Here is a 26998-nt window from a genome sequence, read left to right on the forward strand (position 1 = left end):
GGCGCTCAATTCAGCACGCCGGGAAGATAGAGGGCGACGGCCGGGAACAGCACGAGCACCACGGCCATCAACAGCATGATGCCGACATAGGGAATGGCACCGACCATCACGTCGTTGAACGATCCCCCCTGTCGCACACCCTGCACCACGTAGAGGTTGAGGCCGACGGGCGGCGTGATCAGCGCCATCTCGATCAGCAGAATCAGCAGAATGCCGAACCACACCGGGTCGAACCCCAGCCCGATCATGATCGGCGCCACGATGGGAATCGTGATCACCATCAGCGAGAGCGTCTCGATGAAAAAGCCGAGCACGATGTACAGGGCGATCACCATCAGCAGCGTGGCATAGGGCCCCAGACCAGCGGTCTCGAGGAACGTCCTCAGCTCCCGTGTGATGCCGGCCGACGCCAGCACGAAGTTGAGGAAGTACGACGCGATGATGATCAGCATGATCATGCCCGTGGTCCGCATCGTGCCATCCAGGGCTTCGACGATGATCGCCAGCGACAGCTTGCGCATGGCCACGGCGATCAGCAGCGCCCCGATGACCCCGAGCGAAGCGGCCTCGGTGGGTGTCGCCCAGCCGGCGTAGATCGACCCCACCACGACGCCGAACAACAGCAGCACGGGCACCAGGTGGCGCAGGCCCGAGAAACGCTCCCGCCAGCTGTGGCGGCGGCTGGGCCCGCCCAGGCTGGGCCGCCACAGGCAGATCAGCGCCGTGCCCAGGATGAACAGCAGGGCCAGCAGCAAGCCCGGCAGCAACCCCGCGGCAAACAGCCGGGGAATGGAGGTTTCCGTCAGGAATCCATAGACGATCAGGTTGATCGAAGGCGGGATCATGATGCCCAGGGTGCCGCCGGCAGCGATCGAACCGGTGAACAGGCGCTGGTCGTATTTCATCTCCTTGCCCTGGGGGATCGCCACGGTACCGATGGTCGCCGCGGTGGCCACGCTGGAACCGGAAGTCGCCGAAAACAGCGTGGCAGTACCGATGTTGGCATGCAGCAGGCCGCCCGGCAGCCACGACAGCCAGCTCTCCAGCGCCCGGTAGGTCCCCTTGGCGATACCGGTACGCACCAGGATCTCCCCCAGCAGGATGAAGAGCGGAATCGCGATCAGCAGGAAGCTGTCCGACGCCGACCACAGGACATCGCCCAGGGCCCTGACCAGAGGGAATGGAGAAAAGAATTCGTCGAGAAACAGGCCAAGCGCAATGAGCGTGGCAGCCACCGGCACGCTCAGCACCAATAGCAGCAGCAGAACCAGCAAAGCCATCAGAATCATGAGGCGTATTCCTTGTTCTCTTCCAGCTGCTCATCCAGCGTGGGACTCCCGGCCAGTTGTTGAACGCGCCCGGTGTCGCCATTCAGCAGCGCGAAAAGCACACGCAGCAACACCAAGCCGACCGCCAGGGCGAACCAGGCCAGCCCAAGCAACCACAGCGCCTGCGGTATCCAGACCGGCGTTCCCAAAGGAGTATTGGCGCGCGCCCCGCCAGCGTAAGAGCTTGCGCTGATGTCGAATGCCGCTCCGACCACCAGGATGCAGAAGAGCGCCATCGCCAGCAGCGCCACCAGGTCCAGCACGCCGCGAAGGCGAATCGGCAGGTTCACGTAGAGGGCATCGATACGAATGTGCGCCTTTTGCATCAGGGTGTAGGCGAACGCCCAACTGGAGCTGATCGCCATGATGTAACCGGTGAGTTCCGTGGCATGCACCGCCGACCGCCCCGTCAGGCGGCGAGACAGCACCTCCACCGTTACCATGGCCACCGTCAGAAGAATCAGTACACCGCCGGCACGCGCCAGCCATAGCGACCCCACCCGCACGACACCCAGCGCCCGGTCGAGCCCATCATTTACCCGCTGAAACATAACGTTCTCCGAGGCGGACCGGGTCATGCCCAGCCCGCCGGTAACGGTCAAGTCCAGTTAGTTAGCGAGACGCGCTCAAGCCAGTGACTTCACCCACGGTCTCGTTCCAGCGGTCCACCCATTCCTGGTCGACACGGTTGGCCCAGTTGGGCAGCAGGGTTTCTTCGAGGTGACGCGAGACCTCCTGGAAGTCCTCATCGGTCGCTTCCACCAGCATCATGTCGCCCGGCTCCCCACGCGAGCAGTCGCCATCGCCGGTCAGGCAGGCGATGCCTTCGCGGGTCTCTTCCACGGCCGACTCCCATACGGGCGCCTCGTAGTTCTCGCGAATCTCCTCCAGCAGCCACTCCTGGGTATCGCTGGAGAGCGACTCCCACTTGTTGCCGTTCATGGCCGTGACCACGTGGTCCCAGCCGCCGACGGGTAGCGGATAGAGGTGCGTCGACACCTCATGCCAGCCAGAGCTGTAGCCGGAAAGCGAACCGGTTACGGCACAGTCGATCACGCCCCGCTGCAGGGCGCCGGGCACCTCACTGAAGCTGAGGGTGATACCCTCGGCACCGAGGGCCTCGAGAAACTCGGCCGTGGTGCGTCCACTGGCGCGAACCTTCTTGCCGGCAAGATCGCCAAGCCCCTCGATCTCGGCGTTACAGAACACCATCTGGGACGGATAGGGCACCACCGCGAGGAGTTGCGCCCCCGAAAAGCGCTTGGCAAAGGCGTCCGCCAATACCGGACGGTAGGCCTCGGCCACTTCGCGCGCCGTTTCCACATCCGGCGCAATCATCGGCATGTCGAGCCCTTCGAGCTCGGGAGCGTCCTGAACGGCATAATCGGCCACGGTGGAACCTACCTCCACCACATCTCGGGCCATCAGGCGGTAGACCTCACCCCCGTCGAGCCCCATCTGGTCGAAGGTCGTCACCTCCGTGCTGATCCGCCCATCGGAGGCTTCCGGCAGGTGTTCCTCCCAGAAGGGGCGCTCGAAGTTCTGGAACAGCGAAAGGCTGCTCCAGCTGCCCACGTAGGAGAGGCTGGTCTGATCCAGCTCCTGGGCAGCCGCCTGCCCTGCCGAAACGCATAGACCAGCCGCAATGGCTGAGACGAGACTTGTTCTTGTAGTCAGCATGGTTTCCTCACTTATCTGCGTCGTGATGGTTGGTCGTGATGGTTATAGTAGGGCCAGCTCGCTGTCGGGAATGTCGGTCACCAGCATGTGGCCCGGGCTGTGGGTAATGGCGAATTCGACACCGGCATCCATCAGCACCTGCTGAGGCGTTACCCCACAGGCCCAGAAAACCGGCAACTCGCCCTCGCCCACCGATACCGCGTCCCCGTAGTCCGGGGAGCGCATGTCCGCAATGCCAATCCGAGAAGGGTCGCCCAGGTGCACCGGCGCACCATGAGCCTGGGGAAAGCGTGTCGTGACCTGGATGGCACGAATGGCGTCGGCCGCCTTCATCGGGCGCATCGATACCACCAGGTGGCCTGCGAAGCCCCCCGCCGGCACCAGGGGAATCGAGGTCCGATACATCGGCACGTTGCGCCCCTCCTCGATGTGCCGAACCGGCAACCCGGCCTGCTGCAGGGCATGCTCGAAGGTAAACGAACACCCCAGCGCGAAGGTCACGAGATCGTCGCGCCATTCGGCCTCGACATCGCTGACGGTCGCCTGCAGCCGGCCTTCACGGAAGACTCGATAAGCGGGAACATCGCGGGCGAGATCGAGATCGCTACCGAGCGTGGCGCAGCTGCGGGCACCCGGCTCGCTGACGGCAAGCAAGGGGCAAGGTTTCGGGTTCGCCTGGCAGAATCGCAAGAAGCCATTGGCCTGCGGCTCGGGAAGGATGACGAGATTGGCTTGTACGAAGCCATAGGCCAGCCCAGCAGTGGGCGCCTGCAAGCGGCCCTCACGCGCCGCCCTGCGAACCTCGGCAGGAGAGGAGTGGGCGGTAGGAAGAATGGAGTCGTCCGGGCGGGGAGTCGTCATCGATCGTCCTCACTGACGTTTCCCTTCAGTTAAGGCAGAAGCGATGATTAATACAAATCGAAATTAAGTATCACAATTGATCAGTTTTTTGGATCAATCGTCGGCTTCGGTCTCAACGAGAGGATCGAAACCCTCGAGGCGGGCGGTATGCAGCGAAAGCTCGGCCACCGCCCTTACCACGTTGGCGCCGGGAGCCGTGCTGTAGGCCGCACTGAACGCCAGGTCGGGCAGTGCCGCCTCGACATTGAACTGGCGGAGCGTGCCGCTCTCTAGCTCCCGAGAGACGATCTCACGCGGCAGCGCACTCACCCCGATCCCATCCAACGCCATGCGGATGATGGTCGAGAGCGACGAGCTGGAATGAATTCGCGTGGAGTGGTTCATCGGATCGACGAGCGAGCGAATCACGGCATACGGTTCGCTGCGGCGCGGGTAGGTGATGATCGGCCACTGGGCCAGATCGGAGAGCGTGACCGGCCCGGCGGGTAACGCCAGCCTCGGGCTTGCCACCCAGACCAACGAATAGCGACACAGGTCCTCGCTGGTGAAGCCGGGCTGGTTCACCTTCCCCATCAGGAAGGCAATGTCGATATCATGGCTGGTCAGTTTGTCGGCCAGGTTGACCGAAATATCGATGTCCAGCTCCAGGTTGATGGCCGGATAGGCCTCGCTGACCCGCTCGATCAAGCGCGGCAGCCAGGTATAGGCGATGGTTTCCGCCACGCCGAGGCGAATGCTGCCCTGCAGGCACTCCGACTTGGCGACGACCTGCAGCATCTCTCCGTGCAGGTGCAGCAGCTTCTCAGCGTAGGCGAGCAGCTCACGCCCCTTCGCCGTCAGCACCACCCGGCGGCCGGTACGCTCGAACAGCTCGACCCCCAGCTCATCCTCCAGCCCCGATATGCGGGCGGAAACGGAGGGCTGCGAGGTATAGAGACGCTGCGCCGCGGCCCGAAAGCTGCCCAGGCGCGCAATCCAGACGAACGTCTCCAGGCTGCGAAAATTCATGTCCTACCCCGATTCAGGCCGCTTTGTTGGAGTGTGCCTTGGCAAACCGGCCTTCGCCCTACCGCCCTATCGCCCTACCGCATAACCCTGCATGTGCCTTGCCGAGGCGCCAGCGTGAAGCATACCGTCTCTCTGAGCCACGGCACACACCCGCCCCAGCGCCCAGTCGTCCTGCACTGCCAGCTCGTGGCCACGCTCGCGCAGTTCTGCCAGCACCCCGGCGTCGAAGCGTCCTTCTATCAGTAGCCGCCCCAGCACGCAGTCCCGGGGATGAAAGGAGGTCGGGAAGTGGCGAATCTGGAAGAGCGGCGCATCGATCGCCCGCTGCAGGTCGTAGCCATAATGCACGATACGCAGGAACGTCGTGAGGCTCCACTGGTCCTGCTGGTCACCGCCCGGGGAGCCTAACGCCAGGTACGGCTTGCCTTCTCGGGTCACCAGTGTCGGGGTCAACGTCGTGCGTGGCCGCGTGCCGGGGCGCAACGAACTGGCCAACCCCGGGGTTAACCAGGTCATCTGCGCACGTGTCGAAATCGAGAAGCCCAGACCTGGCACACTGGGTGAGCTCTGCAGCCAGCCACCGCTCGGCGTGGCAGATACCATGTTGCCGAACCGATCCACGATGTCCAGGTGCACGGTATCGCCTTCCACGCTGGGCAACGGGGCAAAGGTTGGCTCGCCACCCCCGGGGCCAATGGTCGGCTCGCTGCCGGCCAGGGCCATGATCGCAGCGATATTCGCCTCGCCCCCCACCAGGCCCGGACGCATGACCTGGGAAGCCCGATCCCCCAACAGCACGCGCCGCTCGTCGTTGTACTCGACGCTCAACAGTCTTGCCAGCGGCACATCTGCCGCCGCCGGATCGCCATACCACGCTTCACGATCGGCGAAGGCCAGTTTCGCCGCTTCGGCGACATGATGGACGAACGCGGCACTCTCGGCGCCGAAGGCCGAAAAGTCGACCTTCTCCAGCAACGCCAGTTGTTGCAGGAAAACCGGCCCCTGGCTCCAAGGGCCAGCCTTGTGCACCCGGTGGCCCGCATAGTCGTAGCTCACGGTCGGCTCTACGGTGGCCGACCAGTTCGTCAGGTCGTCTCCGGCCAGGACCCCGGCATGGCGCTTGCCACTGCTATCCATCAGCGGATGGCGGTAGAACTCATCAATGGCTTCCGCCACGAAGCCCTCATAAAAGGTGCGTCGGGCTCGCTCGATCTGCGCCTCGCGATCCGGCCCGGCGATCTTGGCCTCCGCCAGGATCCGGCGATAGGTTGCCGCAATGGCGGGCGAACGAAACAGCGCACCCGCCGAGGGCGCACGGCCATCGACGAGCCATTGCTCCGCGGAGCTGGGCCACTCCTGCTTGAAGAAATCCACTACCGGCACGATCGAGGAAACCGCCCGGGCAAGCAGCGGGTAGCCACGCTCGGCATAGTCGATGGCCGGCGCCAGCACGGTCTCCAGGGGCAAACTGCCGTAATCGCGCAGAAGTCGCATCCACGCCCCGAAAGCGCCCGGCACCACCGCCGGCAACAACCCGGTACCCGGCACCGTCTTCAACCCCAGGCCGGCGAAATGCGCCTGCGTGGCTCCAGCCGGGGTCACCCCCTGGCCACAGATCACCCGCGGGGCCTCATCGTCATGGCGCATGGCGATGATAGGCACCTCGCCCCCCGGCCCGTTGAGATGCGGCTCCACGATCTGTAGCACGAAGCCCGCCGCCACCGCGGCATCGAAGGCGTTTCCCCCTTTCTCCAGCATCGCCATGCCAACGCTCGAGGCCAACCAGTGGGTCGTGGAGACGGCCCCGAAGGTTCCCTTGATCTCGGGGCGTGTCGTAAAAGGCGGCAAGCTCGGCATGGGGGCAAATCCTCTTGTAGATGGGAAGCGTCAGACTGCGCTTGAAACTACCATGTTTTACAGGCAGGATCACTAGAGCTATATAGCTTTATGAAAACGGCACACCACAGGATGCCCGCATGACGCTGGAAAAAATCGTAGACGCCTGCCTACCGCACTTCGAGAACGCGCATATCGGCGTGCCCAAGTACGCGCGCTTCTACAACGCCATCAAGGAAGCGGTACAGACCGGCAAGCTCGTGGCGGGCGACAAACTGCCCTCGGAGCAGGAACTCTCCGCGCGCCTTCCGGCCAGTCTGGGCACCCTGCAAAAGGCGCTCAAGGCGCTCTCGGACGACGGTATCGTGGTACGCGAGCATGGCCGCGGCACTTTCATCCGCGATCAGGAAATCAAGTTCGAAGACATTCGCGTTTTCCGCTTCCTCGACAACGGGCAACCGCTGCCGCTCTCCTTGCAGGGGCTGAACATTCGTGCGGTGGAACTCGACACCGAGCTGGCGACATTCTTCGGCCGGCCCCGGGCCGCCGTGGTGCAGCGGCTGGTGCAGGTCAAGGGCGAACCCTGGACGTTCAATGAATTCTTCCTGCCACTGGAGTGGGCCGGCGATCTCATGGACAAGCCGGCGAGTGAGTTCGACGGCCTCTCGCTGCATGAGCACCTGTTCCAGACCCAGCGCATCCTCACCAGCCACTTCGTGCACCGCCTAGGGGTCGGCCCCTTTTCGGAGGACGCCAGGCGCTGTCTCGGGCTGGCCGAGGAGATCCGCCACGGCCTGCAGTGGCAGGTACGCGGCTACTCCCGCGACGGCAGCCCCACCACCTTCCAGCGCTTCGAAGTGCAGCCGGGGCACCGGGACATCGAGCTTAGCACCCAAGCAGGTCAGGCACGCGGCAACTGACCAGGCTCCTCAATGCCGCCAACGTCACCACTCACCCAATCAACAAAAAGGTAGCGACATGACTCAGGACACCAGCCACAAGAACCTTTCCACTCTCGGCGCCCGGCGTCGGTTCCTGCTCAAAGCCGGCGTGGCCGGTGTCGGCATCGCCATGTTCCCAGGGATCCTGCATGCCTCTACCGGTCACAACCGTGAGCTGCGCTGGGGCTCAGCCAGCCTGGGCTCGACCGGCTACATCATCATCGAAGCCTTGGCCCAGGCCGTGCAGCGCAACAGCGATATGCGCAGCACCACGCTGGCCACGTCAGGCGGCGCCGAGAACATGGTGATGGCCAGCCGCGGCGAGATCGAATTCGGCCAGACCACCTCGACCGACTGGCCGCCGGCCACCCAGGGCGAACGCCCCTTCCCTGCGCCCATCGATGCCCGCCAGATGTTCGCTTACACGGTATGGAACATTCCGCTGATCGTGCGTGCCGACTCCGACATCCACAGCCTCGCCGACCTGGCGGGCAAGCGCGTCATGCCCTCCACCGCCGGCGGCGCTACGGCGATCATGCACCAGACGATCCTCGAAGCCGCCGGCGTAGCCGACCAGGTCAACTGGACCTACGGCTCCTGGAATGACACCTTCAGTGCCTTCCAATCCGGCTCCGTAGATGCCATTCCCTCTACGCTCACCAACGGCCGTGCCTCGCCCGCCCTGGCCGAGATCGACAGTACGGTAGAGTTCCGCGTGCTACCCATCGAGCCCGAGGTACTCCAGCGCGCCCAGCAGATCAACTCCGGCCTGCTCGCCAGCACCGTCAGCCAGGCACAGTGGGACAAGGCCGAAGGCGAAATGCTGATGCCGGCGATCTCCGGGGTCTTGGCGGCGCGTCCCGGCGTCACCGACGAAGAAGCCTATGCCGTGTGCCAGGCGATCTTCGACAACCCCGAGGACGTGCGCCGGGTCGGCTCGCAGCTGCAGGACATCGACGTGGAATTCGCCGTGCAGTACCTGCTCGAGGGTTACCCCGTCAACGCCGGCGCCGCGCGCTATTTCCAGGAACGGGGCGTATGGCGAGACGAGCTGATCATCGCCGATCCCGTGACTGCCTAAACCAGGCCTCCACGATGCCATGCACGGCATGCATGGCATTTTCATCCCCCGTTGGCGACGCTCCCGATCATGACTCCCAAGCTCCTTGACGGCAGGCGCGGCTATCTCAATGCCGCCAACCTCGTACTGCTCCTCACCCTGGTGATGGTGGCCACTCATCTGCTCCAGGTATTCCAGTACTTCCTGCCTTCCGGCCAGTTCAAGACCTTGCACCTCGGCCTTGCTCTGCTCGTCATCTTCGCCAGCGCCGCCGGGCATGCCGGCCACCTGGCGAGCAGACTCGCCTATGTCGCCTGTTTCGCTCTCTCGGCCTACGCGGCCGGCTACATCCTGATGGAGTATCAGGGCCTGATCTCCGACCGGGTCTTCGGACCGGAGCCCAAGGACGTGGTGGTCGGCTCACTGCTCGTCGGCATCTGTCTGATCGCCGCCTGGCAGCAATGGGGGCTGACCATCCCGTTGATCGGCGTGCTCGGGCTACTGTACGGCTACTACGGCAACTCCCTGCCTACCGGCCTGCTCCACCACTCGGGCATGGGGCTGGAGCGACTGGTCTCCTACGCCTCGATTCCCAACTTTCAAGGTGTCCTGGGATCCCTCACGGAGCTATCCGCCGGCACCATCTTCATCTTCATGGTCTTCGCCGGCCTACTCAAATCGACCGGCGGCATCGACTTCATCATGGGCTTTGCCACCAAGCTGGCCGGCAACTCGCGTGGCGGGCAAGCCAAGATCGCGGTCCTGGCCAGCGCCTTCATGGGCATGATCTCCGGCAGCACCGTGGCCAACATCGCCAGCACCGGCACCATGACCATCCCCACCATGAAGCGTACCGGCTTCAAGGCGCCATTCGCAGGCGCCGTCGAGGCGGTTTCGTCAACCGGCGGCCAAATGACGCCTCCGGTGATGGGGCTTACCGCATTCCTCATGGTTGGCGTCACGGGGCTCGGCTACGATCAGGTCATCCTGGCCGCAGCCATTCCCGCGGGCCTTTACTACTTCTACCTGATTCTTGCCGTCCATCTGCAAGCCGTTCGCGATGGCGTCGGACTCCAGGCCGGCAATACCGCCACTCAGGCCCAGCCGCTCCCGGCCAAGGTGCTGATGGCCCGCTACGGCCATCTTCTGATCGCCATCGGCGTCCTGGTCTTCCTGCTAATCAGTCGCATGCCGCCCTCCTACGCCGCCGCCTACGGCTGCCTGGCGATCATCGTGCTGGAACTTTTCAGCAGTGCCGCCCGCCAGTATCGCCAGCCCCTGCAAGGCCTTGTCGCCGCGGGCAAGCGCCTGATCGACGGCCTGAGGGAAGGCGGGTTCAGCGGAGCCACCATTGCCGTGATCGTCGCCGTGATCGGCATCTTCGTGGAAGTGCTCACCGCGACCGGCTTCGCCCAGAAGCTCTCCTACCTGATGCTCGGCATAGCAGACGGAAGCCTCGGCGTGTTATTGCTCATTGCCGCCCTTGCCTGCCTGATCTTCGGCCTGGGTCTACCCACCTCGGCCGCCTACATCCTGGTCGCGCTGCTTACCGCCCCGGCGCTGATCGACATGGGCCTGAGCATGATGGCCGCGCACATGTTCGTGCTCTATTTCGCCATCTTTTCGGCGCTCACCCCGCCGGTGGCCGTGGCTTCGCTGATCGCCGCCCGCATTGCCGAGGCGCCGTATTTCGCCACCGCCATGCAGGCCGTGAAGATCGGCCTGCCGGGCTTCTTCCTGCCCTTCCTGTTCGTGGCGAGGCCCGAGCTCCTGCTGCTGGAGGGCACCCTGCTCGACCAGATCAGCGTAGTCGCTATCAGCCTGCTGGCACTCGCCGCACTCAACGTCGCCATGGTTGGACAAGGCTTCGTACGCACCACCTGGCCCGTTCGCCTGATCCTGCTGTTTGCCGCCACGCTCACGCTGATGCCTGGAGTATTGGGCACCCTGGTCGGCTGCAGCGCCATCGTAGTGATCTTCGCCATGCAGCGCGGCCTGAAAAACCGGCACGTGCTAGCCAGTTGAGGCCAGCCAATTCGACGATTACGGCAAGCCGGCTTGAGGCCAGAAGCAACATAACTGGCGGGTCCACCTTTCTCGGCCTCGCACACTAATTTTCCATCGTCGTTCGTTCAATGTGAGTGAAGCCCTCACGGGAGATTCATCACGCAATGTTTATCGATATGCGATATAAAATAACTATTGCCGATAACTTTAACTTCGCCTAGGCTCGGGAAGGTGTAGTCGTAGAGCTACCTGACCATAACAACCTCAATAGCCATGCAAGGTGCTTTCATGACCCTTACTCCCCTCGAGCCCAAACGCTCCGCTAGCACAACAAAAGCCTCCAGCCTGCGCCGCTACCTGCTGCCCGGCTTGTTCGGAACGGCACTGCTGCTGACCGGCGCCACCCTTCAGGCGCAGGAGACACTGCGCGCAGGCGGCACCCCCAGCGGCATTCCCTTCACCTTCCTCGACGTACAGACCAACGAGATCACCGGCGCCATGGTGGACCTCGTGCAAGCGTTGGGCGAAGACATGGGCTATGACGTCACCGTGCAGGAGTCCCAGTTCAACGCACTGATTCCCTCGCTCACCTCCGGCAAGATCGACATCATCTCCGCCGCCATGCTCAAGACACCGGAGCGGGCGCAAGTGGTCGCCTTCAGCGACGATGTCTATCCCTATGGCGAGGGGGTGGTCATCAAGACCGACTACGAAGGCGAGATCCACTCGCTGGACGACCTGGCGGGAGAGACGATCGGCGCCCAGGTGGGAACCACCTACGTCGAACAGCTCAACGCCATGGGCATCTTCCCCGAGATACGCAACTACGACACCCTGGCGGACATGATGCGTGACGTCTCCCTCGGCAGGATCGTGGCCGGCGTGGGCGATGCGCCCATCATGGGCTACCAGCTGAGCCAAGGGCGCTTCCCCGATCTACAGCTGGCCGAAGGCTATGAGCAGCAGATGGTCGGCCACATCGGCCTGGCCGTGGCGCAGGAAAACACGGAACTGCTCGAGCAGCTCAATGCCTCGCTGGCGAAGCTGAAAGAGGATGGAACCGTGGAAGCCATCTTTGAGGAGTGGGGACTCTGAGCTTCGCCTGAAGCACCTTCTCCACGTCCGCGCGCCGGCGGCAACTCCCGGCCGGCGCCTTCGACGATTCCATGAACAGCGCAACGCAGGCAGTGCCTTTCGGCATCGCCGGCATGCGCCTGGAAAAAAGGTTCTCCCATGGAGTTCTCCGACGTAGCAGCCTTCCTGCCCATCTTGCTGAAAGGTGCGGTGGTCACCGTGCAAATCACCATCGGCGCCCTGCTGCTGAGCTCGTTTCTTGGCTTGATCCTGGCACTGATGAAGCTCTCGCCCTTCCGGGCCCTATCGCTGACCGCGAGCACCATCGTGAACGTGATTCGCGGCCTGCCCATCATCGTGCAGCTGTTTTACATCTACTTCGTCATACCCGAACTCGGCATTCAGCTCAGCGCGTTCCAGGCCAGCATCATCGGCCTGGGCATCGCCTACAGCGCCTACCAGGCCGAGAACTTCCGTGCCGGTATCGAGGCCATCGACAGCGGACAGATCGAAGCAGCCAAATCGATCGGCATGAAGAGTCGCCTGATCATGCGGCGCGTGGTGCTGCCCCAGGCCATTCGCATCGCCCTGCCGCCCTACGGCAACACGGCGGTCATGATCCTCAAGGACTCCTCGCTGGCATCCACCATCACGGTGGCGGAAATGACGCGGGCCGGCCAACTGATTGCCGCCTCCACCTTCCAGAACACCACCGTGTACACCATGGTCGCGCTTCTCTACCTCGCGCTGAGCCTGCCGCTGATCTTCGGCGTCAACCGGCTGGAGCGTTACTTCGGCAAATCCGCGAAGGGGGCAGGCAAATGATCACGATCGACAGCATCCACAAATCCTTCGGCGCCACCGAAGTGCTGAAGGGCGTCAGCCTCGAAGTGAACGCAGGCGAAGTCGTTTGCCTGATCGGCCCGTCCGGCTCCGGCAAGTCCACGGTCCTGCGCTGCATCAATGGCCTGGAGCGATACGACGGCGGCGCAATCACCATCAACGGCCGGCAGGTCAATGCCGACAGCCGGGACATCCACGACCTGCGCACCCGCGTCGGCATGGTCTTCCAGCGCTTCAACCTGTTTCCGCATCGCTCGGTGGTGGAAAACGTGATGGAGGGCCCGGTTTACGTCAAGCACGAACCGCGCAGCGAAGCGCGCAAGCAAGCCATCGAACTGCTCGAAAAAGTCGGGCTGGGCGACAAGGTCGACGCTTACCCACAGCAGCTCTCGGGGGGGCAACAGCAAAGGGTCGCCATTGCGCGAGCCCTGGCCATGCGCCCCGATGCCATTCTCTTCGACGAACCCACCTCGGCCCTCGACCCGGAACTGGTCGGCGACGTGCTCACCGTAATGCGCGACCTGGCAAGAGAAGGCATGACCATGGTGGTGGTGACGCACGAAATGAGCTTCGCCAAGGAAGTCGCCGACCGCGTCTGCTTTCTCTACGGCGGCCAGATCGTGGAAGAAGGCAACGCCCAGGCCCTGCTCACCGAACCACAGCATGAGCGAACCCAGGACTTCCTTCGCCGAGTCCTCAATCACTGAACCGCCCACAGGGAACCGAGCCAATGGAAGAACTGCAACATATGCCCCCTTCGCTGTGGGCGGATACGGCGCCAGCGGCACCCGCCAGGCCCGCCCTGACGGAAAGCCGTCGCGCCGATGTTTTGGTGATAGGAGGCGGCTTTACCGGGCTCAGCGCGGCACTGGCGCTGGCCGAGCGCGGTATCGATACCGTACTGCTCGAGGCCAACGCCATTGGCTGGGGCGCCTCGGGCCGTAATGGCGGCCAGGTCATACCGGGGCTGAAGTACGATCCCGAGACCTTGCGCCAGCGCTATGGCCAGGAGCGCGGGCAGAAGATGGTCGAACTCACCGGACGCAATGCCGATGTGGTGTTCGAGCTGATCCAGCGCCACGGCATCAACTGCGAGGCCAGCCGTAACGGCTGGATCCAGCCGGCCGCCACGCATGCCAGTTTGAAGGTGATCGAGACACGCGCCCGCCAGTGGGCCGACCACGGCGTCGACGTGAGCTGGCTCGACAAGGCGACATGCGCCGAGCGCCTGGGCAGCGAGGCCTATCTCGGCGCCTGGCTGGACCCGCGTGCCGGCGGCCTCAATCCACTGGCCTACGCACGCGGCCTGGCAACGGCCGCCGAGTCAGCCGGCGCACGGCTCTTCGAACGCTCTCCGGTACAGGGACTGAACGCCCAGTCAGGCCGCTGGGTGGCCGAGGTGCAGGGCGGCGCCACAATCGACGCCGGCCAGGTGCTGTTATGCACCAATGGCTATTCGGGAGGATTGCAGCCCGGACTGGCAAGAAGCGTGATAGCCGCCAACAGCTACCAGATCGCCACGCGACCGCTCACCGACGCGGAAGCGCAAGGCATACTGCCGGGGGGCGAAGTCGTCTCGGATGCCCGCAAGCTTCTGCTCTACTTTCGGCGGGACGCCAGCGGCCGGTTCCTGATGGGAGGGCGCGGCCCGTTCCACGAGCCCCAGGGCGAGCCCGACTTCCGCCACCTGCAGCGAGCCATCGGTAAACTCTACCCAGCTCTGAAGAATGTGGAGATCGGCTACCGCTGGGCGGGCCGGGTCGCCCTGACACGCGACGCCCTGCCTCACGTGCATCAGCCCGCAGCGGGGCTGACCGTAGCGCTCGGCTACAACGGACGGGGTGTGGCCATGGGCACGCACCTGGGCAAGCTGATCGGTGAACACCTGGGCAACGACTCGCTCCACGAAGCCTTGCCCTTCCCGATCACGCCCATACAACCCATTCCCCTGCATGGGTTGCAGCGGCTCTATGTGGGTGCCGTGGTCAATTACTATAGAGCCCGGGATTGGCTGGAACGCTAGGCCACGCAGCCCCCTCTCTCCCTGGAGAGTCCGTGCATGGTAGGCTGGGCGCCTAATAACTATTTCAGTAACGGTATCTCAGCAACGATACCTCAGGAGCCAAGCGAATGGGCATCGGTGAAGAACAGAGTTCGCGCTCTTCCCTGTTCAACCAATCCATCGAGAAGGCATTCGCCATCCTGGAGTTGTTCGGCGCCCAGCATAGCCAGCTGAGCCTTTCCGAGATCGCCCGACTCAGCGGCATGAGCATGGGCTCGGTGCAGCGCATTACCCATACGCTGGAGCAGCTGGGCTACCTGATCAAGGTGCCCGCTTCGCGCAAGTACCGTATCGGCATCAAGATCCTGACCGTGGCCTCGCAATACCTGGAAGCGGACCTGCTGGTGGACTGCGCCAACCCCTACCTCTCGGACCTCAGCAACCGCTGCCTCGAAACGGTCTCGCTGACCGAGCCCAGTGGGCTCGAGATGGTCTATGTGGCCCGCTTCACCAGCCGCCATTACATACCCATCCACATGCCCATCGGCAGCCGGGTGCCCATGTACTGCACGGCTTCCGGGCGGGCCTACCTCTCAGCGCATGATGAAACGACGATTCGTCGCTACCTGGAGGCCTCGGAGCTAATCCGCCATACCCCCGACACCGTGACGGATATCGATACCCTGCTGGAGATGATTCTGGCGTGTCGCAAGCGCGGCGTGGCCTGGAACAACGCTGAATACTTCCTGGGCGACATCAACGTCGCCGCCCCGGTACTCAATGGCTCAGGCGAGCCGGTAGCCGCGGTTCATGTCACCGCCCCCGGCAGCCGATGGACGCTCGATACCGCGCTCGAACGGCTGGCTCCACCGCTGATCGAGTGCGCGCGGGCGATCACCAAGGCGGCTCGCACGCGGATTTGACCCCCCAAGCCTACTCCACCGCTTCGCGCTTGCGCACCACGTCGATCTGCTGTTGTTGCCGGGTCCACTTGCCCTGGGGCTTGTCGATGTACTGGAAGTACTCGTTGGTGAAATTGCCCTGGTTGCAGGTGGTGCGATAGCAGGCCGTGGGCACCTCGCCGCGCGGCAGCACCTGGTTGAATACCCCCGGCCCGGTCAGCTCGAAGATGTTCTTCTCGCTAGCGCTCTCGATATTGGCCAGAATGGCCTCGCCGATACGCACGATATTGGGGTTTGCCGGCCTGCTGGCGATGAAGTAGTTGCTAATCTCGCCGCGGCGGGTGGTGATGTAGAGTTCGTCCATCCTGGGCTTGACGATCCGCGCCAGGGGCCACACCGCATGGGCGTCGATGTCCAGGTAGACCCCGCCGTGCTTCTGCAGCACCAGCACGCGCCAGAAATCGGCCTGGGCGGCCCCCACCTGCAGGCGGGAGTAGGCCTCGTAGACGGCCGGCGAGAAATTCTCGCGGATGAAGTCGGCCCGTGCCTCGGTGACCATGAAGCGGTACTCGAAGGTCGGCGCCATCAGGCGGTTGAACAGGTAGTTCAGGTAGACCGGCAGCGTCGCCTTGTCGGTGAAGTTGGTCTGCCAGATGGTGCGCGGCACCTTGGCCTGTCGGCTCGATTTCCACCACGGCGCGGCCCGTTCGGGGATGATGAAACGCTTGTCGGGGAAGACGTAATGGAAGCCATACGAAGCCACCTTGGTGATGTTGGCCAGCAGCTTGACCAGCCTGGCGAAGGCCAGAATGCCTGTGTTCTTCACTCTGCATCCTCTGATGGTGTCACGCTCGGCCGAAGCTTCGAGCGCCCACTGCGATGAACCCCTCCATGGTGATTCGCCTCTGCTTGCCTCGAAACCGCACCGGCCTTCGCCTGGAACGGCTGCGATGGGCAGGCAGTGGCACCCCTACGACAGGGCCTCGGCCTGGCAGTTCCCCACGGCCTCACGACGAGAGAGACCTACCGCGCCCCAACGAGCGCACTCTAGCATGCCGATACGATCCACAAGCGAGAAAAAACAGAGGAGGACTCAACGGACTGCGGTCAGGCAAAATCGCCGGTTCATGCCGCGCCGGGCGGGTCGCCTAGGCGTGTCGGCGGCGATCCGGTAAACTGGCCGGTCAAATACCATAAATCGTGGAGCAGGGATGCAATGCAAAAGCGTTTCGCCTTTGTCATTTCCGATCTTTATGGCGGTGGCGCGCAAAAATCACTGCTTTATACCGCAGAAGGGCTGCGCCAGCGCGGCCATGCAGTGAAGGTGTTCACGCTTCGTGAGCGAATCGAGCACCGCATCCCCGAAGGCCTCGAAATCGTCAACCTGGCCGTCATCAATCGCTTTACCAAGGCTTTCAATACGAGCTGGGTAGAGAAATGGCAGGCGAGGAACATCGCCAAGGCCGTCAGCGATTTTCGCGCCGATACCGTGCTCTCCTGCTCCTGCGACAGGATCACCCGGCACATGCAGCACCCCAACCTGTATTTCTGGGTAAAGGGCGATTCCTCCGCGCAGCTGCGCCACTCTCCCAAGCGTGAAAAGGAGTTTGCCAAGCAGCGCCGTTATTACAGTGGACGCAAGATCATTGCCGTTTCCCACGGGGTGGAGAAAAACCTGCAGGAAGTGATCGGCATACGGCCCTCTCACATCCAGACCATCTACAACCCCTACGAGCGCCACCCCTTCCTGGAGATGGCCAAAGAAGAGGTCTCGGTTCCCTTTGCCGAATACTTCATCCATGTCGGCGCCTTTACCCACGTCAAGCGGCAGGACCGCCTGCTTCGGGCCTACGCGCGCAGCGGCATCGAGACACCGCTGATGCTGCTCGGCAAGGGAGAAACCGAAGGGGTAATCAAGCAGCTGATCGCCGAACTGGGGCTCGAGGACAGGGTCGCCATGCTCGGCTACCGCACCAACCCCTACCCCTTCATCCAGCGGGCCAAGGCCCTGGTGCTGACCTCCGACGCCGAAGGGCTGCCCCGCGTTCTCATCGAGGCGCTGCTGCTGCATACGCCGGTGATCAGCGTGGATTGCCCAAGCGGGCCCAGGGAGATTCTCACGGGGGAACTGACCGACTTTCTCGTCGGGCAAGAGGACGAAGCAGGCCTGGCGGATGCCATGGCCCGGATGGATGCCGCACCGGTCAAGATCGATGAGCGCTATTACCAGCAGTTCCTGACCGAGAACGTGATTCCCCAGTTCGAAGCGCTGTGAGCGGCAACATGTCATGAAGCTACTCGACATACCCTTCAACGACCGTCGGCGTCGTTACCTGATATTCCACGCCAACGGCCTACCCGAGCGGCTCGAGCTCGCCAGCACGACAACCACCGCGCAGTTCGAAGCCATCGGCAGCAGCCGATTCTTCGTTTCGCGTGACGGTACGCTATTGGCCAAGGTCGTGCCGGACAAATTCATAAAGGCGCAAACACCGCTGAAATGGCTGCTTCGCGATTACCTCGAGAAGCGCTGTCTGGGGCAATGCGATGCCCGGAAGGAGTACGACAGCCTGCAGATCCTGAGACATGCCGGGCTGGCCACGCCCCGCTGCCATGGCTGGGGCATCTCGCTCAACCCAGGCAACCGCAACGCCTCGCTGCTGCTGATGGAGCACGTTCGTGACGCCCGGCCTGGAGGCGAAGTGTTCGACGCACTCAACGAAGAAGACCGAATGGTCTTCTTGGAGCACTTCTGCGACGAAGTCGCCCAGCTCGCCCGCTTCGGGTACGTTCACCGCGACTTGCACTATAACAACCTACTCGTGACCACCGACGGCAGCTTGCTATGGATCGACGCTCACCTGCGCCGGCTGCCGAAGGAGAGCGGCAAGGCATGGAAGGCCCTGGAAGCCTCGCTAACGGAGAGCAAGCTGCGCGGTGCCGAGTATCGAGGATTCGTCCACCAGCATTTGCATAAAAACCTCGCTCCGCCATAATACCGACCATACCGACCATACCGACTCCGGCCAAAGCCAACTTACTATTTAACGAAGCGATATGAACACTACGCTGAATACCGTACGCCTGCCCGAGCAGCTTGGGCTTCGCCGGGAGCCTTCCGCCAACGAGGCTCTCAGCAAGAATGAGCTGGAAAAGTTCGACGCCCTTACCCTCTTCTATGACGTGTTTCTGGATCAGGCAGGTAAGCGCCTTGTCGCTATCGGCCCGCCGGCAAATAACCTGGCTGACTACGTTGCTGCTGCCAAGCTGACGATTGATGGTAGGGCTCAGCGTTTCAAGTTTCGGGACCTACCCGACTACAAGCTATCCATCCTCGAAGCAAACGTTGCTGTGGGTACCCACTGCCTGGTCGAGTTCAGCTTTGCCGACTTCAAGGCAACGTTCCAGTTGAATCGAAATCAGGAAGCGCGTGGCAGGCGCATCCTTGCGGCTATTTCCAAAGACAATGCCCCTGAGTGGGTAGCCACTTGGGCGGATTTTCATCGCCACAACTACGACATCGATGAGGTCATCGTCTATGACAATGGCAGCAACAATATCGATGAACTGAGGCACACATTGCGAGGCAAGGCGCAGATAATCGAGTGGAAATTTCCTTATGGCCCGCCAGGAAGAAGGTTTAATAAATTTGCTCAGCCTGGTGCATTGAACCATTGTCTAAGAAAGTTTTGCAAGGATGGGACGCTCTTCAATTTTGATATTGATGAGCTTCTCATTGCCGATAAGAAAAAACTATTTGGCGAGATTAATAGAAATGGAACGTTATACTTGGACAGCTATTATGTACCGAAAACTCAACCACTGAAACATCACTATACACACTACGATTTCAAATTCCGCGAGCCAAACAAAGTCAACAAAGCAAGAAAATTCGTGTGCTTGGAGAATTCAGTGGATATCATATCTCAGCATAACACATGGAAGAAAAACCCTATTTTAAATTATCGTCGCACTAAGCCAGAAAAGCTCGAAAGCCGACATGCATATTTTTTACATTTCCTTGCTATCACTACCAACTGGGAGCCAAGCTTAGGAAAACTAAACATGGCAAGCGAAAGTCGCCTACAAATGGATATTAGCCATATTGAAAAAAAACCAATATAAAAACCAAAACATAATATTTAAACCAACGCCCCCTATACTAAAAACTAACATTCAATCAAAGATAAGTAGCGCATAGCCACACCATGAAAATTAAATTTTTCCACGTACTCATTGGGAATGACCGGAGGCGCTTCAACAACGCTTCTAATTGCTTTTGAAAAATCGCCCTCATTGCGAGGATCTATAAGATATTTTTTTAGCCTCCCAGCTAAAATTTCTTCAGGTCCCGAGGGACAGTTAGTGCTTATCACCGGAGTACCACACGCTAAAGCCTCCGCCAAAACGAGTGAAAAGCCTTCATAATCCGAACTCAAGAGAAGAGCCGTAGCTCTTTTCATATATGGGTAGGGGTTTTCACGATAGCCCAATAAAAAAACTGAATCCTGCAATTCAAAATCACGAATCATATTAACGATCTCGGCACGTCCTTCTCCCTCGCCGACAATAATTAAGGGAAAAGCAACTTTACTTCCACGATAAGCACGAAGCAAGCGATCAAATCGTTTTGCGCGCAAATCCAAACGCCCTACAAAAAGAAGAAAATTTTGAGGCACATCATCGATCGGCTCATGAGAAAAACTGCGGATTTTATCGACATCAATAGGATTGCTTATAGCGATATATTTCAAAGGCTTGCAACCAATCACATCAATTAACCTTTCATTTATACCCCTCGAGACTCCCAGTACTTTCTTGCCACCGTACAGACTTTTAATCTTTTGTATTTTTATCAATCTACCCAACAAGCTTTTATTCCCCAGAAATGCCTCCACAGGGTCGGAGTGAAGACAGTACCATGCCTCACTTACAAGCACACTACGCCTAATCACTTGATGCGTGTAATGCAAGTTAGCTAAGACCAAGTCATAATTGGCCTCACTCTGCCTCAGCCATGCGTTTATTAGCTCAGCATGCAAACGATAGCGTTTAAATCGTTGCCACCTCCCTTTATAGCGAAAAGGTATTTTGTGAACTCTTGAGCAACCCTCTAACACATGTGTTACTCGCTCACTTAAAACCAGAATTTCGACCTTTGCTCCTAGTCTAGACAATCCTTTTGCCAAATCTCTAATCACTATTGGAGCGCCACCTGAGTCTAGATGATCTATAGCAATCAAAACATGCGCGCTATACGTATGAGAATCTACAGTCATAAAAATCACTTAGCTAACGTGAGTTAAACTTAACCATAGTAGAAGTACGACCCCACAGCACCACAAGCCAGAACGCATACATCATCACACCGCTGTTGTGAGCCAGAAACACCTGAGACAGGCCGAAGTCGATATAGGCAACAGGTAGGAGAGCACCAGCTACTGCCAGCGAACGCAGCTCCATATCCTGCGTCTTGAAGTGCTGGATGAATAAACGGAGCGGCACGAGATAGAGCGCCAACAGCACGGCCAGACCTATCAATCCTCGCTTGACAAGAGCATCGAGAAACTCATTGTGCACATGCCCGTAACGGGTTACGTAGGGGTTGATTACTCCTTTGTCCGCCAAGCGCTGCATACCTTCCTTGTAACCTTCAGTGCCCCATCCGATAAACGGCTTTTCCAGTACCAAGAGTGCGGAACCGCGCCACATTTCGAAGCGATCGCCAAGCGACGTGCGCCGATTCTCGCCGGAGGCATACTGCGAAATGTTGTCGAAGGCCTGATGGATACGTGGTTGCACACCCGTTTGCGGCATTGCATAGACCAGCATCGCCCCCGTCACCATCAAAGCCAGCGCGGCTACCTTGAGCCTGGCAGAAAGCTGCCTGCCATAGCCACGGTAAAGCACCAACAGCACGAAGGGAAAACCGATCCAGCCACCACGGCTACCCGAGAACAGCGAGCCTAGAATACCCATAAGGGCACCGACCAGGAGCAGCAACACCCAAGGCCAACGCCGTGGCTGCACTACCGCCCACCCCAACCCCGCCAGGCAAAAGATGCCCAGCAGCATACTCAGATTGCCGAACTGGATGACGTAGGTGTAACCCTCTGCTCGCGCCACCTCTGCCACCAGCTTCTGCCAGCCCGCCCAGCTCCCCGCGCCGATGGCACCCAGAATGATGCCGCTCCACATCCAAGCCAAGCGTGGTGGATAGGCCATTACCAGTAGCATGGCAGGCACGGCTAACAAAAAGCGTATCGGTTTATCCAATCCGCGCGCTCCCTGCCCGTCCACCCATGCTGCCACCATGCCAACAGTGGCATAAGAGAACAACGCAGCGATCACCAGCCAGTCCTGGCGAGACAACCCCAGTGTAGGGCGCACCACCAGCAGCCAGGCACTCCCCAACAGTAGCAGTAGCGCCCCGACCGAGTAGCCACTGGGCACTACCAAGGCGATGGCACCAAACAGGAAAACGGCAAAGCTCGTGTACAAGTTTAAAAAAGCGGTTCTATCCGAGGCGCTGGGCAATGTGGTTGTTACGTTGTGGGCATTCACGAGTCGATAACTTAGCTGATCCAGGGGGCAATATCCTACCACACCCCAGCCAAGCCGGCGCACCCTTAAGCGGCCGTCTCATATGAATTTTCGCACATTCAAGGCAAGCTAGCCCTAGCAGGCGCCGCAATACCGTTTGATACCTCAGTAAGCATTAGGGTTGGCGAATCCCTTGGCAATGGTCATCGCGATGATTCGCAAGTCCAGCCAAACCGACCAATTGTTGATGTACCAGAGATCGTGCTCGACACGTCTTTCCATCTTATCCAAGGTATCTGTTTCCCCTCTAAATCCGTTAACTTGCGCCCAACCAGTCATTCCAGGCTTTACCTTATGGCGCTTCATGTAAGACTCAACTAGCTCTTTGTATTTTTCATTATGTGCCAACGCGTGAGGCCGAGGCCCGACGATCGACATACGTCCTTGAAGAACGTTGTAGAACTGCGGTAATTCATCAAGAGAAGTACGGCGCAGGAAAGCACCAAATCTCGTCACCCTAGGATCACCGCGACGCGCCTGAGTCACCTGGCCATTCGACTCCTCGTGAACCTCCATTGAACGAAACTTGTAGACCTTGAAATGCTTACCGTTAATGCCCATACGATACTGCTTGAACAATACCGGCCCTGATGATTGGCATTTAAGTATTATGGCGATCACCAGGCAGACCGGCAGCGATATCAACAGGAAGAGCGACCCCAGCACGATATCCTCGACTCGTTTGACGAAACGCGCCGTCTCCACCATAGGTGTCACGCTCAGATCAATGGCGAAACGCCCCGCTACCTCGCTAATCTGGTGATTGAGAAGCTGAAGCTCGCCGAACTCGGGAATGAACCGCACCTCTACCGTCTGGTGACGCAGGGCATGCATGATCTCGCGTACAGTACTGCCCATCTCCAGCGGTAGGCAGATCCAAACCTCCCTAGCCTGAGATGCCTCGACCCGCTGCGCGAGACATTCCAGGAAGGCTTGGTCGGGTTTGTCCCTTAACCGTTGTATGCCGGCAATGGCGAAGCCTTCACCGGGCGATTTACGCATACTTCTCCCCACATTGAGCAGGTTTTCAACCGGGCCGATCAGAAAGACCCCACGCAGATTCTTGCCCTTGGCACGGGCGTACTTCAAGGCCAGCATCACTGCGACTCGAAAGCCCCCAGCCAGCACTAGCGAAAAAACCATCGTCATGCCTAGCCAGAGACGCGAGTAACGAACGGAAGCTTCGGCCAGATAGATGATCGAGGTCGCCATAAGAGTGACCACCAACCAGACCCCCACCAAATGAAAAAGTATGGTGGCTAGGCGGGTCGTGCGCCAACGTACATAAGCGTCATCAATAAAATTGGCCATGACCACGAAAATTGCAATCAGGAACATCCCGATTACGAAGCGCTCATGTACGTCAAAAGTACCGAAGCGAAGGTAATGGGCCAGTACCCCACTCACGATAACCGAAAGTATATCCACCAGCGGTACGAAAACCTGCGCGGGATAGCGTTCAGTTATCGGACTTCTATTTCTTGCCTGCCCCATGAAGGCAACCACTCCATCAGCATTAACAGGTGAAATCACTCATCCAACACACGTGACCCGGCTCACATCATCCAATACGCTCCTCACCAAATGCTGAAACCGCTTGGCTACCACTGTCTCGGAAAACTCCTTGAGAAAGCGTTCACGGGCGGCATCGCCCAGTAAACGACGGTACTCGGGGTCTGAATCGAGCTTTTGAATGGCGGCGACCAGCGCCTCCACATCATGCGGAACCACGGTTATGGCACACTCCTTGTCGGGAGCCACCCAGTTAACACCGCTATTCAACCAGCAGTTGATGATCGGCTTGGCACAGGCCATGGCCTCCAGCTGGGCGATGCCGAAGGCTTCGGAAGGATACACCGAGGGGAAGAGTACCGCGGCCGAACGGGCGATCAATTGGTACTTGCGGCGCTCACTGACGAACTCGGGAATCACCGTCACCTGCTGCGGAAACTCCATGGCCAGCCGGTCGAAGGCCCCCTGTTCCGGGCCACGGCCGAACACCACGAAGCGAATCCCCGGGGCTTCCACCGCCAGCCGTCGCATAGCCGCCGCCATGGGGCGCGTTCCCTTGTATTCCACCAAGCGCCCGAAGAAGACGAAGTAGCCGGGTGCCGGCAGCTCCTGTTCCGCCTCGCGGGCAGTCGCCGTCGGGGCCAGTGCCGCCTCGACGAACCCGCCCTCCAAGGCATAGGGCAGAATGGCGATATCGCGCTCGATGGCCGAGAGCATCTCGGAGTGTTCACGCAGCTTGGGGCTGCCGGTGATCACCTGATCGGCACGTGTCAGCAGATAACGATCGAAGGGATAGGTCAAACGCTTCAGCCACTTCTGCCGATGCACATCCATGTGGTAGCTCACCAGCCATTGGCAATTACGCATGCGACCGAACAACCAATAACCCATACTGGCCCAGGGAAACTGCAGGTTCACATGGACCAGATCGGCGGCGCGCGTTTCCCGCCAGTAATGCCAGAAGAAGGCCGGTGACAAGGGGACCGACTTCAAGTGGCCCCACGAGCCACAGCGAATGACCCGTACCCCATCGACGTATTCACGGCGCGTCGCGCTACTCGAAGTCGCACAACACAGCACAGTCACTTCATGGCCCATGGCCTGATACCACTGCACGTACTGCTTGACGGCGGTTTCGATACCGCCTGTGTCGGGTGCATAGTGCTTGTAGACCAGCAACACCTTCTTGACCGAGCTTGTCGCGCTAGCCGTCATGACACCCCTTGCTCATGCCCCGTCCACCATGCGATATACCTCCAGCGTCTGTGCGGCGCAGCGTTGCCAGGAAAATTCTCCCGCTCGCTGCAACCCAAGGGCACGGAGTTTATCACGTGAGTTGTCGTCGCGGAGCAGCGACATTAGCCCATGCTCGATTGCCTCGATCTCGTGCGGCGATACCGTCATGGCCGCCCCGGAGGCGATTTCCCCCAGGGAGGTATTGTCGGAGGTGAGCACCGGGGTGCCACTGGCCATGGCCTCGAGCACCGGTAAACCGAATCCTTCATAGAGCGATGGATAGGCAAACACGGCAGCGGAGGCCATCAATGCCTGCACCTCGGGCCGTTGGAGGTAGCCTGTAACGATCACCCGATGCGGCGGTTTCACCTCGGCGATCAGACGCTTCAGCCCCGCTCCCTTCCAGCCACCGCCCCCGGCCAGTACCAGGGGATACTCGCGGGCAAGCTCGGCAGGTAGGGCCTGGTAGGCCCGCAGCAACCCCTCGAAGTTCTTGCGTGGCTCCAGGGTCGCCACCGCCAGCACGAAGCCCCGCCAACGCAACCCCAGCCGCTGCCGACATGGCTGGGTGGAGGCCTCATCGCGTGGATGAAAGCCCGCTTCACAGCCTAGGTGCGTCACATGGATGCGCGATGGGTCCGTCTCCAACCCCAGCTCGAGCAGCTCGCGCTTGGTCGACTCACTTACCGCGATAATAGCCGACGCCTGCTGGACTGCTTTTGGAAGGTGCCGATTGAGGTACGCCACCCGCGACGGCGGATGGGCTTCCGGAAACCGGCTATGCGACAGGTCATGTACGGTAATCACCTTTTTCCCGCGAAACGGATAGCCGACGAAGTTGGGCTCGTGATAGATCGTGCGGCTATCCAGGCTCCCCAGCAATTGCCCGCACTTGCGGCTTCGCCACCACTTGGCGGCATAGTAGGCCGCCGGCACATCGCGGGCGGCCACCCGCAGGCGGTGCCATCCACTAGACGAAGTGCCTTGGCGTGCCTGAGCCGTTACCGGCTGGCTGAGTTGTGTCAGCGATTGTTCGATCTGCTCGCGGGACCAAAGCCCTTGATAGGAAATACCACTCAGCTCGATATCGGGATAATCTCGAAACGCTTCCAGCAGGCTCAGTGTGTAGTAGCCGATGCCTGTCAAGGGTGGAGTCAGTGCATCAAGGCCTATCGTCAACTTCAAGCCAACATTCCTTGTTCATGTGCCAGCATATCCTCCAACGTATCGCGCAGGGCGTAGCACGGCTTCCATCCGGTGAGTGAATGCAAGCGGGTGCTATCGCCACGCAATCGCGGAATCTCGTTGGCCCGGACGAAATCGGGGTTCACCCTGACCTCGATCTCATAGCCCGCCAGTTCGTTCATGGTCTCGATCAACGTGCGCAGCGCCGTGGCCTTGTTGGAGGCGATATTCACTCGTAGCCCTCGGGCATCGCTGCCCAGCAACGCCAGATAGGCGCCGACCAGGTCCCGCACATCGGTGAAGTCGCGGCTGACATCGATATTGCCCAACTCGATGACGCGTTCGCCCCGCGCGAAGTGCTTGACGATCTTGGGGATCAGGAAGCGGTCGTCCTGCCCTGGGCCGGTATAGTTGAACGGGCGGGTGATCACGATCGGCAGACGCTCGAAATAGTTGGCCACCATGTGTTCCATCGCCAGCTTGCTGCAGGCGTAATGGTTGACCGGCGCCGGACACACCGTCTCATCGATGACCTCGAGCCCCGGTGTGCCATATACATTGGCGCTGCTGGCCACCAGAATCCGTGAGGGCGGTGTGTCAATCTCCGCGAGCGCTTCCAACAAGTTCAGTGTGCCGAACACATTGATGCGATAGAACGCTTCCTGATCGGCGTGGCCCACATACGACAGTGCGGCCAGGTGTACCACCCAATCGGGCTTCGCATGCGAAACGGCGGCCTGAACGGCCGCCGCATCGGTGAGATCGCATGCCAGACTGTCGTCGGCCCCGGTGGGGTCCGTCCCCCACCCGACCACTCGAAAGCCCTTTTCCTGTAGCGCCTTGACCATGTAGCGCCCGGTAAAGCCGGACGCCCCTGTTACCAGGGCAGTTGGCATACAGCCTCCTGAAGAAACGTGTGG

24 protein-coding genes are annotated in these 26998 nt (G+C 60.5%); 11 read left to right on the forward strand and 13 right to left on the reverse strand.

The window, feature by feature from the left end:
* Positions 1-5: 5 nt before the first annotated feature.
* From HNO51_RS11335 to HNO51_RS11360, 6 genes are all read right to left on the reverse strand, one after another.
* Positions 6-1289: a TRAP transporter large permease gene (locus tag HNO51_RS11335; protein ID WP_197447463.1), complete on the reverse strand. Its 1284-nt coding sequence runs from the start codon at positions 1287-1289 to the stop codon at positions 6-8.
* The gene (locus HNO51_RS11340; RefSeq protein WP_209537453.1) at positions 1286-1879 is read right to left on the reverse strand and encodes a TRAP transporter small permease subunit; all 594 of its coding nucleotides are present in this window, start codon (positions 1877-1879) and stop codon (positions 1286-1288) included. The genes HNO51_RS11335 and HNO51_RS11340 overlap by 4 nt, the downstream gene beginning before the upstream one ends.
* A gap of 61 nt (positions 1880-1940) precedes the next feature.
* Complete coding sequence (locus HNO51_RS11345) at positions 1941-3008, reverse strand: TRAP transporter substrate-binding protein (protein ID WP_209537454.1); 1068 nt, start codon at positions 3006-3008, stop codon at positions 1941-1943.
* A gap of 42 nt (positions 3009-3050) precedes the next feature.
* Entirely contained in the window at positions 3051-3869 is an 819-nt protein-coding gene (locus HNO51_RS11350; RefSeq protein WP_197447466.1) for a putative hydro-lyase, read from the reverse strand.
* A 93-nt stretch (positions 3870-3962) separates the two neighbouring features.
* Positions 3963-4877, reverse strand: coding sequence for a LysR family transcriptional regulator (locus tag HNO51_RS11355; RefSeq protein WP_209537455.1), 915 nt, complete (start codon positions 4875-4877; stop codon positions 3963-3965).
* Between the two features lie 66 nt (positions 4878-4943).
* Complete coding sequence (locus tag HNO51_RS11360) at positions 4944-6734, reverse strand: gamma-glutamyltransferase family protein (protein ID WP_209537456.1); 1791 nt, start codon at positions 6732-6734, stop codon at positions 4944-4946.
* A gap of 119 nt (positions 6735-6853) precedes the next feature.
* Here HNO51_RS11360 and HNO51_RS11365 point away from each other — a divergent pair, with 119 nt between their 5' ends.
* The 8 genes from HNO51_RS11365 (at position 6854) to HNO51_RS11400 (ending at position 15563) form a co-directional block, all read left to right on the forward strand.
* The gene (locus HNO51_RS11365) at positions 6854-7633 is read left to right on the forward strand and encodes a GntR family transcriptional regulator (RefSeq protein WP_209537457.1); all 780 of its coding nucleotides are present in this window, start codon (positions 6854-6856) and stop codon (positions 7631-7633) included.
* A gap of 58 nt (positions 7634-7691) precedes the next feature.
* Positions 7692-8735, forward strand: a complete 1044-nt coding sequence (locus tag HNO51_RS11370) for a TAXI family TRAP transporter solute-binding subunit (RefSeq protein ID WP_197447470.1) — start codon at positions 7692-7694, stop codon at positions 8733-8735.
* Between the two features lie 69 nt (positions 8736-8804).
* Complete coding sequence (locus HNO51_RS11375; protein WP_197447471.1) at positions 8805-10739, forward strand: TRAP transporter permease; 1935 nt, start codon at positions 8805-8807, stop codon at positions 10737-10739.
* Between the two features lie 270 nt (positions 10740-11009).
* Positions 11010-11816, forward strand: coding sequence for an ABC transporter substrate-binding protein (locus HNO51_RS11380; protein ID WP_197447472.1), 807 nt, complete (start codon positions 11010-11012; stop codon positions 11814-11816).
* Between the two features lie 138 nt (positions 11817-11954).
* Positions 11955-12620, forward strand: a complete 666-nt coding sequence (locus tag HNO51_RS11385) for an amino acid ABC transporter permease (RefSeq protein WP_197447473.1) — start codon at positions 11955-11957, stop codon at positions 12618-12620.
* On the forward strand, positions 12617-13345 hold the full coding sequence (locus HNO51_RS11390) for an amino acid ABC transporter ATP-binding protein (RefSeq protein ID WP_209537458.1): 729 nt from the start codon (positions 12617-12619) through the stop codon (positions 13343-13345). Before HNO51_RS11385 ends, HNO51_RS11390 begins: the two co-directional genes overlap by 4 nt.
* Positions 13346-13368: 23 nt before the next feature.
* Complete coding sequence (locus HNO51_RS11395) at positions 13369-14661, forward strand: NAD(P)/FAD-dependent oxidoreductase (RefSeq protein ID WP_209537459.1); 1293 nt, start codon at positions 13369-13371, stop codon at positions 14659-14661.
* Between the two features lie 107 nt (positions 14662-14768).
* Positions 14769-15563 carry an IclR family transcriptional regulator gene (locus tag HNO51_RS11400; protein WP_209537460.1) on the forward strand — a complete coding sequence of 265 codons (795 nt, stop codon included), beginning with the start codon at positions 14769-14771 and terminating at the stop codon, positions 15561-15563.
* A gap of 10 nt (positions 15564-15573) precedes the next feature.
* On the opposite strand, the gene HNO51_RS11405 is transcribed toward HNO51_RS11400, so the two are convergent.
* Complete coding sequence (locus HNO51_RS11405) at positions 15574-16368, reverse strand: glycosyltransferase family 32 protein (RefSeq protein WP_209537461.1); 795 nt, start codon at positions 16366-16368, stop codon at positions 15574-15576.
* 390 nt (positions 16369-16758) lie between these two features.
* Here HNO51_RS11405 and HNO51_RS11410 point away from each other — a divergent pair, with 390 nt between their 5' ends.
* The 3 genes from HNO51_RS11410 (at position 16759) to HNO51_RS11420 (ending at position 19667) form a co-directional block, all read left to right on the forward strand.
* Positions 16759-17817 (forward strand): glycosyltransferase, encoded by a 1059-nt coding sequence (locus HNO51_RS11410; protein ID WP_209537462.1) that lies wholly within the window; start codon positions 16759-16761, stop codon positions 17815-17817.
* A 13-nt stretch (positions 17818-17830) separates the two neighbouring features.
* Positions 17831-18538, forward strand: a complete 708-nt coding sequence (locus tag HNO51_RS11415; protein WP_209537463.1) for a lipopolysaccharide kinase InaA family protein — start codon at positions 17831-17833, stop codon at positions 18536-18538.
* Positions 18539-18599: 61 nt separating this feature from the next.
* The gene (locus HNO51_RS11420) at positions 18600-19667 is read left to right on the forward strand and encodes a glycosyltransferase family 92 protein (protein ID WP_209537464.1); all 1068 of its coding nucleotides are present in this window, start codon (positions 18600-18602) and stop codon (positions 19665-19667) included.
* 44 nt (positions 19668-19711) lie between these two features.
* Here HNO51_RS11420 and HNO51_RS11425 read toward each other — a convergent pair whose 3' ends face one another.
* From HNO51_RS11425 to HNO51_RS11450, 6 genes are all read right to left on the reverse strand, one after another.
* Positions 19712-20821, reverse strand: a complete 1110-nt coding sequence (locus HNO51_RS11425; protein ID WP_209537465.1) for a glycosyltransferase — start codon at positions 20819-20821, stop codon at positions 19712-19714.
* Positions 20822-20834: 13 nt separating this feature from the next.
* A complete protein-coding gene (locus HNO51_RS11430; RefSeq protein WP_242597102.1) occupies positions 20835-22106 on the reverse strand; it encodes an O-antigen ligase family protein in 1272 nt (423 codons plus the stop codon).
* A gap of 144 nt (positions 22107-22250) precedes the next feature.
* Entirely contained in the window at positions 22251-23639 is a 1389-nt protein-coding gene (locus tag HNO51_RS11435) for an undecaprenyl-phosphate glucose phosphotransferase (RefSeq protein ID WP_209537466.1), read from the reverse strand.
* A 39-nt stretch (positions 23640-23678) separates the two neighbouring features.
* Complete coding sequence (locus tag HNO51_RS11440) at positions 23679-24872, reverse strand: glycosyltransferase (RefSeq protein ID WP_209537467.1); 1194 nt, start codon at positions 24870-24872, stop codon at positions 23679-23681.
* Between the two features lie 12 nt (positions 24873-24884).
* On the reverse strand, positions 24885-26078 hold the full coding sequence (locus tag HNO51_RS11445) for a glycosyltransferase family 4 protein (protein WP_209537468.1): 1194 nt from the start codon (positions 26076-26078) through the stop codon (positions 24885-24887).
* The gene (locus tag HNO51_RS11450; RefSeq protein WP_209537469.1) at positions 26075-26974 is read right to left on the reverse strand and encodes a GDP-mannose 4,6-dehydratase; all 900 of its coding nucleotides are present in this window, start codon (positions 26972-26974) and stop codon (positions 26075-26077) included. The genes HNO51_RS11445 and HNO51_RS11450 overlap by 4 nt, the downstream gene beginning before the upstream one ends.
* Positions 26975-26998 lie beyond the last annotated feature (24 nt).

The organism is Billgrantia sulfidoxydans, assembly GCF_017868775.1.
Lineage (GTDB): Bacteria > Pseudomonadota > Gammaproteobacteria > Pseudomonadales > Halomonadaceae > Halomonas > Halomonas sulfidoxydans.

What these genes read in the sequence shown, in the direction of transcription:
- HNO51_RS11355 (WP_209537455.1), bottom strand. Translation starts at nt 4,877, where the DNA reads ATGAATTTTCGCAGCCTGGAGACGTTCGTCTGGATTGCGCGCCTGGGC.
- HNO51_RS11360 (WP_209537456.1), bottom strand. Translation starts at nt 6,734, where the DNA reads ATGCCGAGCTTGCCGCCTTTTACGACACGCCCCGAGATCAAGGGAACC.
- HNO51_RS11375 (WP_197447471.1), top strand. Translation starts at nt 8,805, where the DNA reads ATGACTCCCAAGCTCCTTGACGGCAGGCGCGGCTATCTCAATGCCGCC.
- HNO51_RS11450 (WP_209537469.1), bottom strand. Translation starts at nt 26,974, where the DNA reads ATGCCAACTGCCCTGGTAACAGGGGCGTCCGGCTTTACCGGGCGCTAC.
- HNO51_RS11385 (WP_197447473.1), top strand. Translation starts at nt 11,955, where the DNA reads ATGGAGTTCTCCGACGTAGCAGCCTTCCTGCCCATCTTGCTGAAAGGT.
- HNO51_RS11335 (WP_197447463.1), bottom strand. Translation starts at nt 1,289, where the DNA reads ATGATTCTGATGGCTTTGCTGGTTCTGCTGCTGCTATTGGTGCTGAGC.
- HNO51_RS11420 (WP_209537464.1), top strand. Translation starts at nt 18,600, where the DNA reads ATGAACACTACGCTGAATACCGTACGCCTGCCCGAGCAGCTTGGGCTT.
- HNO51_RS11380 (WP_197447472.1), top strand. Translation starts at nt 11,010, where the DNA reads ATGACCCTTACTCCCCTCGAGCCCAAACGCTCCGCTAGCACAACAAAA.
- HNO51_RS11425 (WP_209537465.1), bottom strand. Translation starts at nt 20,821, where the DNA reads ATGACTGTAGATTCTCATACGTATAGCGCGCATGTTTTGATTGCTATA.
- HNO51_RS11400 (WP_209537460.1), top strand. Translation starts at nt 14,769, where the DNA reads ATGGGCATCGGTGAAGAACAGAGTTCGCGCTCTTCCCTGTTCAACCAA.
- HNO51_RS11415 (WP_209537463.1), top strand. Translation starts at nt 17,831, where the DNA reads ATGAAGCTACTCGACATACCCTTCAACGACCGTCGGCGTCGTTACCTG.
- HNO51_RS11340 (WP_209537453.1), bottom strand. Translation starts at nt 1,879, where the DNA reads ATGTTTCAGCGGGTAAATGATGGGCTCGACCGGGCGCTGGGTGTCGTG.
- HNO51_RS11365 (WP_209537457.1), top strand. Translation starts at nt 6,854, where the DNA reads ATGACGCTGGAAAAAATCGTAGACGCCTGCCTACCGCACTTCGAGAAC.
- HNO51_RS11435 (WP_209537466.1), bottom strand. Translation starts at nt 23,639, where the DNA reads ATGGGGCAGGCAAGAAATAGAAGTCCGATAACTGAACGCTATCCCGCG.
- HNO51_RS11395 (WP_209537459.1), top strand. Translation starts at nt 13,369, where the DNA reads ATGGAAGAACTGCAACATATGCCCCCTTCGCTGTGGGCGGATACGGCG.
- HNO51_RS11410 (WP_209537462.1), top strand. Translation starts at nt 16,759, where the DNA reads ATGCAAAAGCGTTTCGCCTTTGTCATTTCCGATCTTTATGGCGGTGGC.
- HNO51_RS11345 (WP_209537454.1), bottom strand. Translation starts at nt 3,008, where the DNA reads ATGCTGACTACAAGAACAAGTCTCGTCTCAGCCATTGCGGCTGGTCTA.
- HNO51_RS11370 (WP_197447470.1), top strand. Translation starts at nt 7,692, where the DNA reads ATGACTCAGGACACCAGCCACAAGAACCTTTCCACTCTCGGCGCCCGG.
- HNO51_RS11350 (WP_197447466.1), bottom strand. Translation starts at nt 3,869, where the DNA reads ATGACGACTCCCCGCCCGGACGACTCCATTCTTCCTACCGCCCACTCC.
- HNO51_RS11440 (WP_209537467.1), bottom strand. Translation starts at nt 24,872, where the DNA reads ATGACGGCTAGCGCGACAAGCTCGGTCAAGAAGGTGTTGCTGGTCTAC.
- HNO51_RS11390 (WP_209537458.1), top strand. Translation starts at nt 12,617, where the DNA reads ATGATCACGATCGACAGCATCCACAAATCCTTCGGCGCCACCGAAGTG.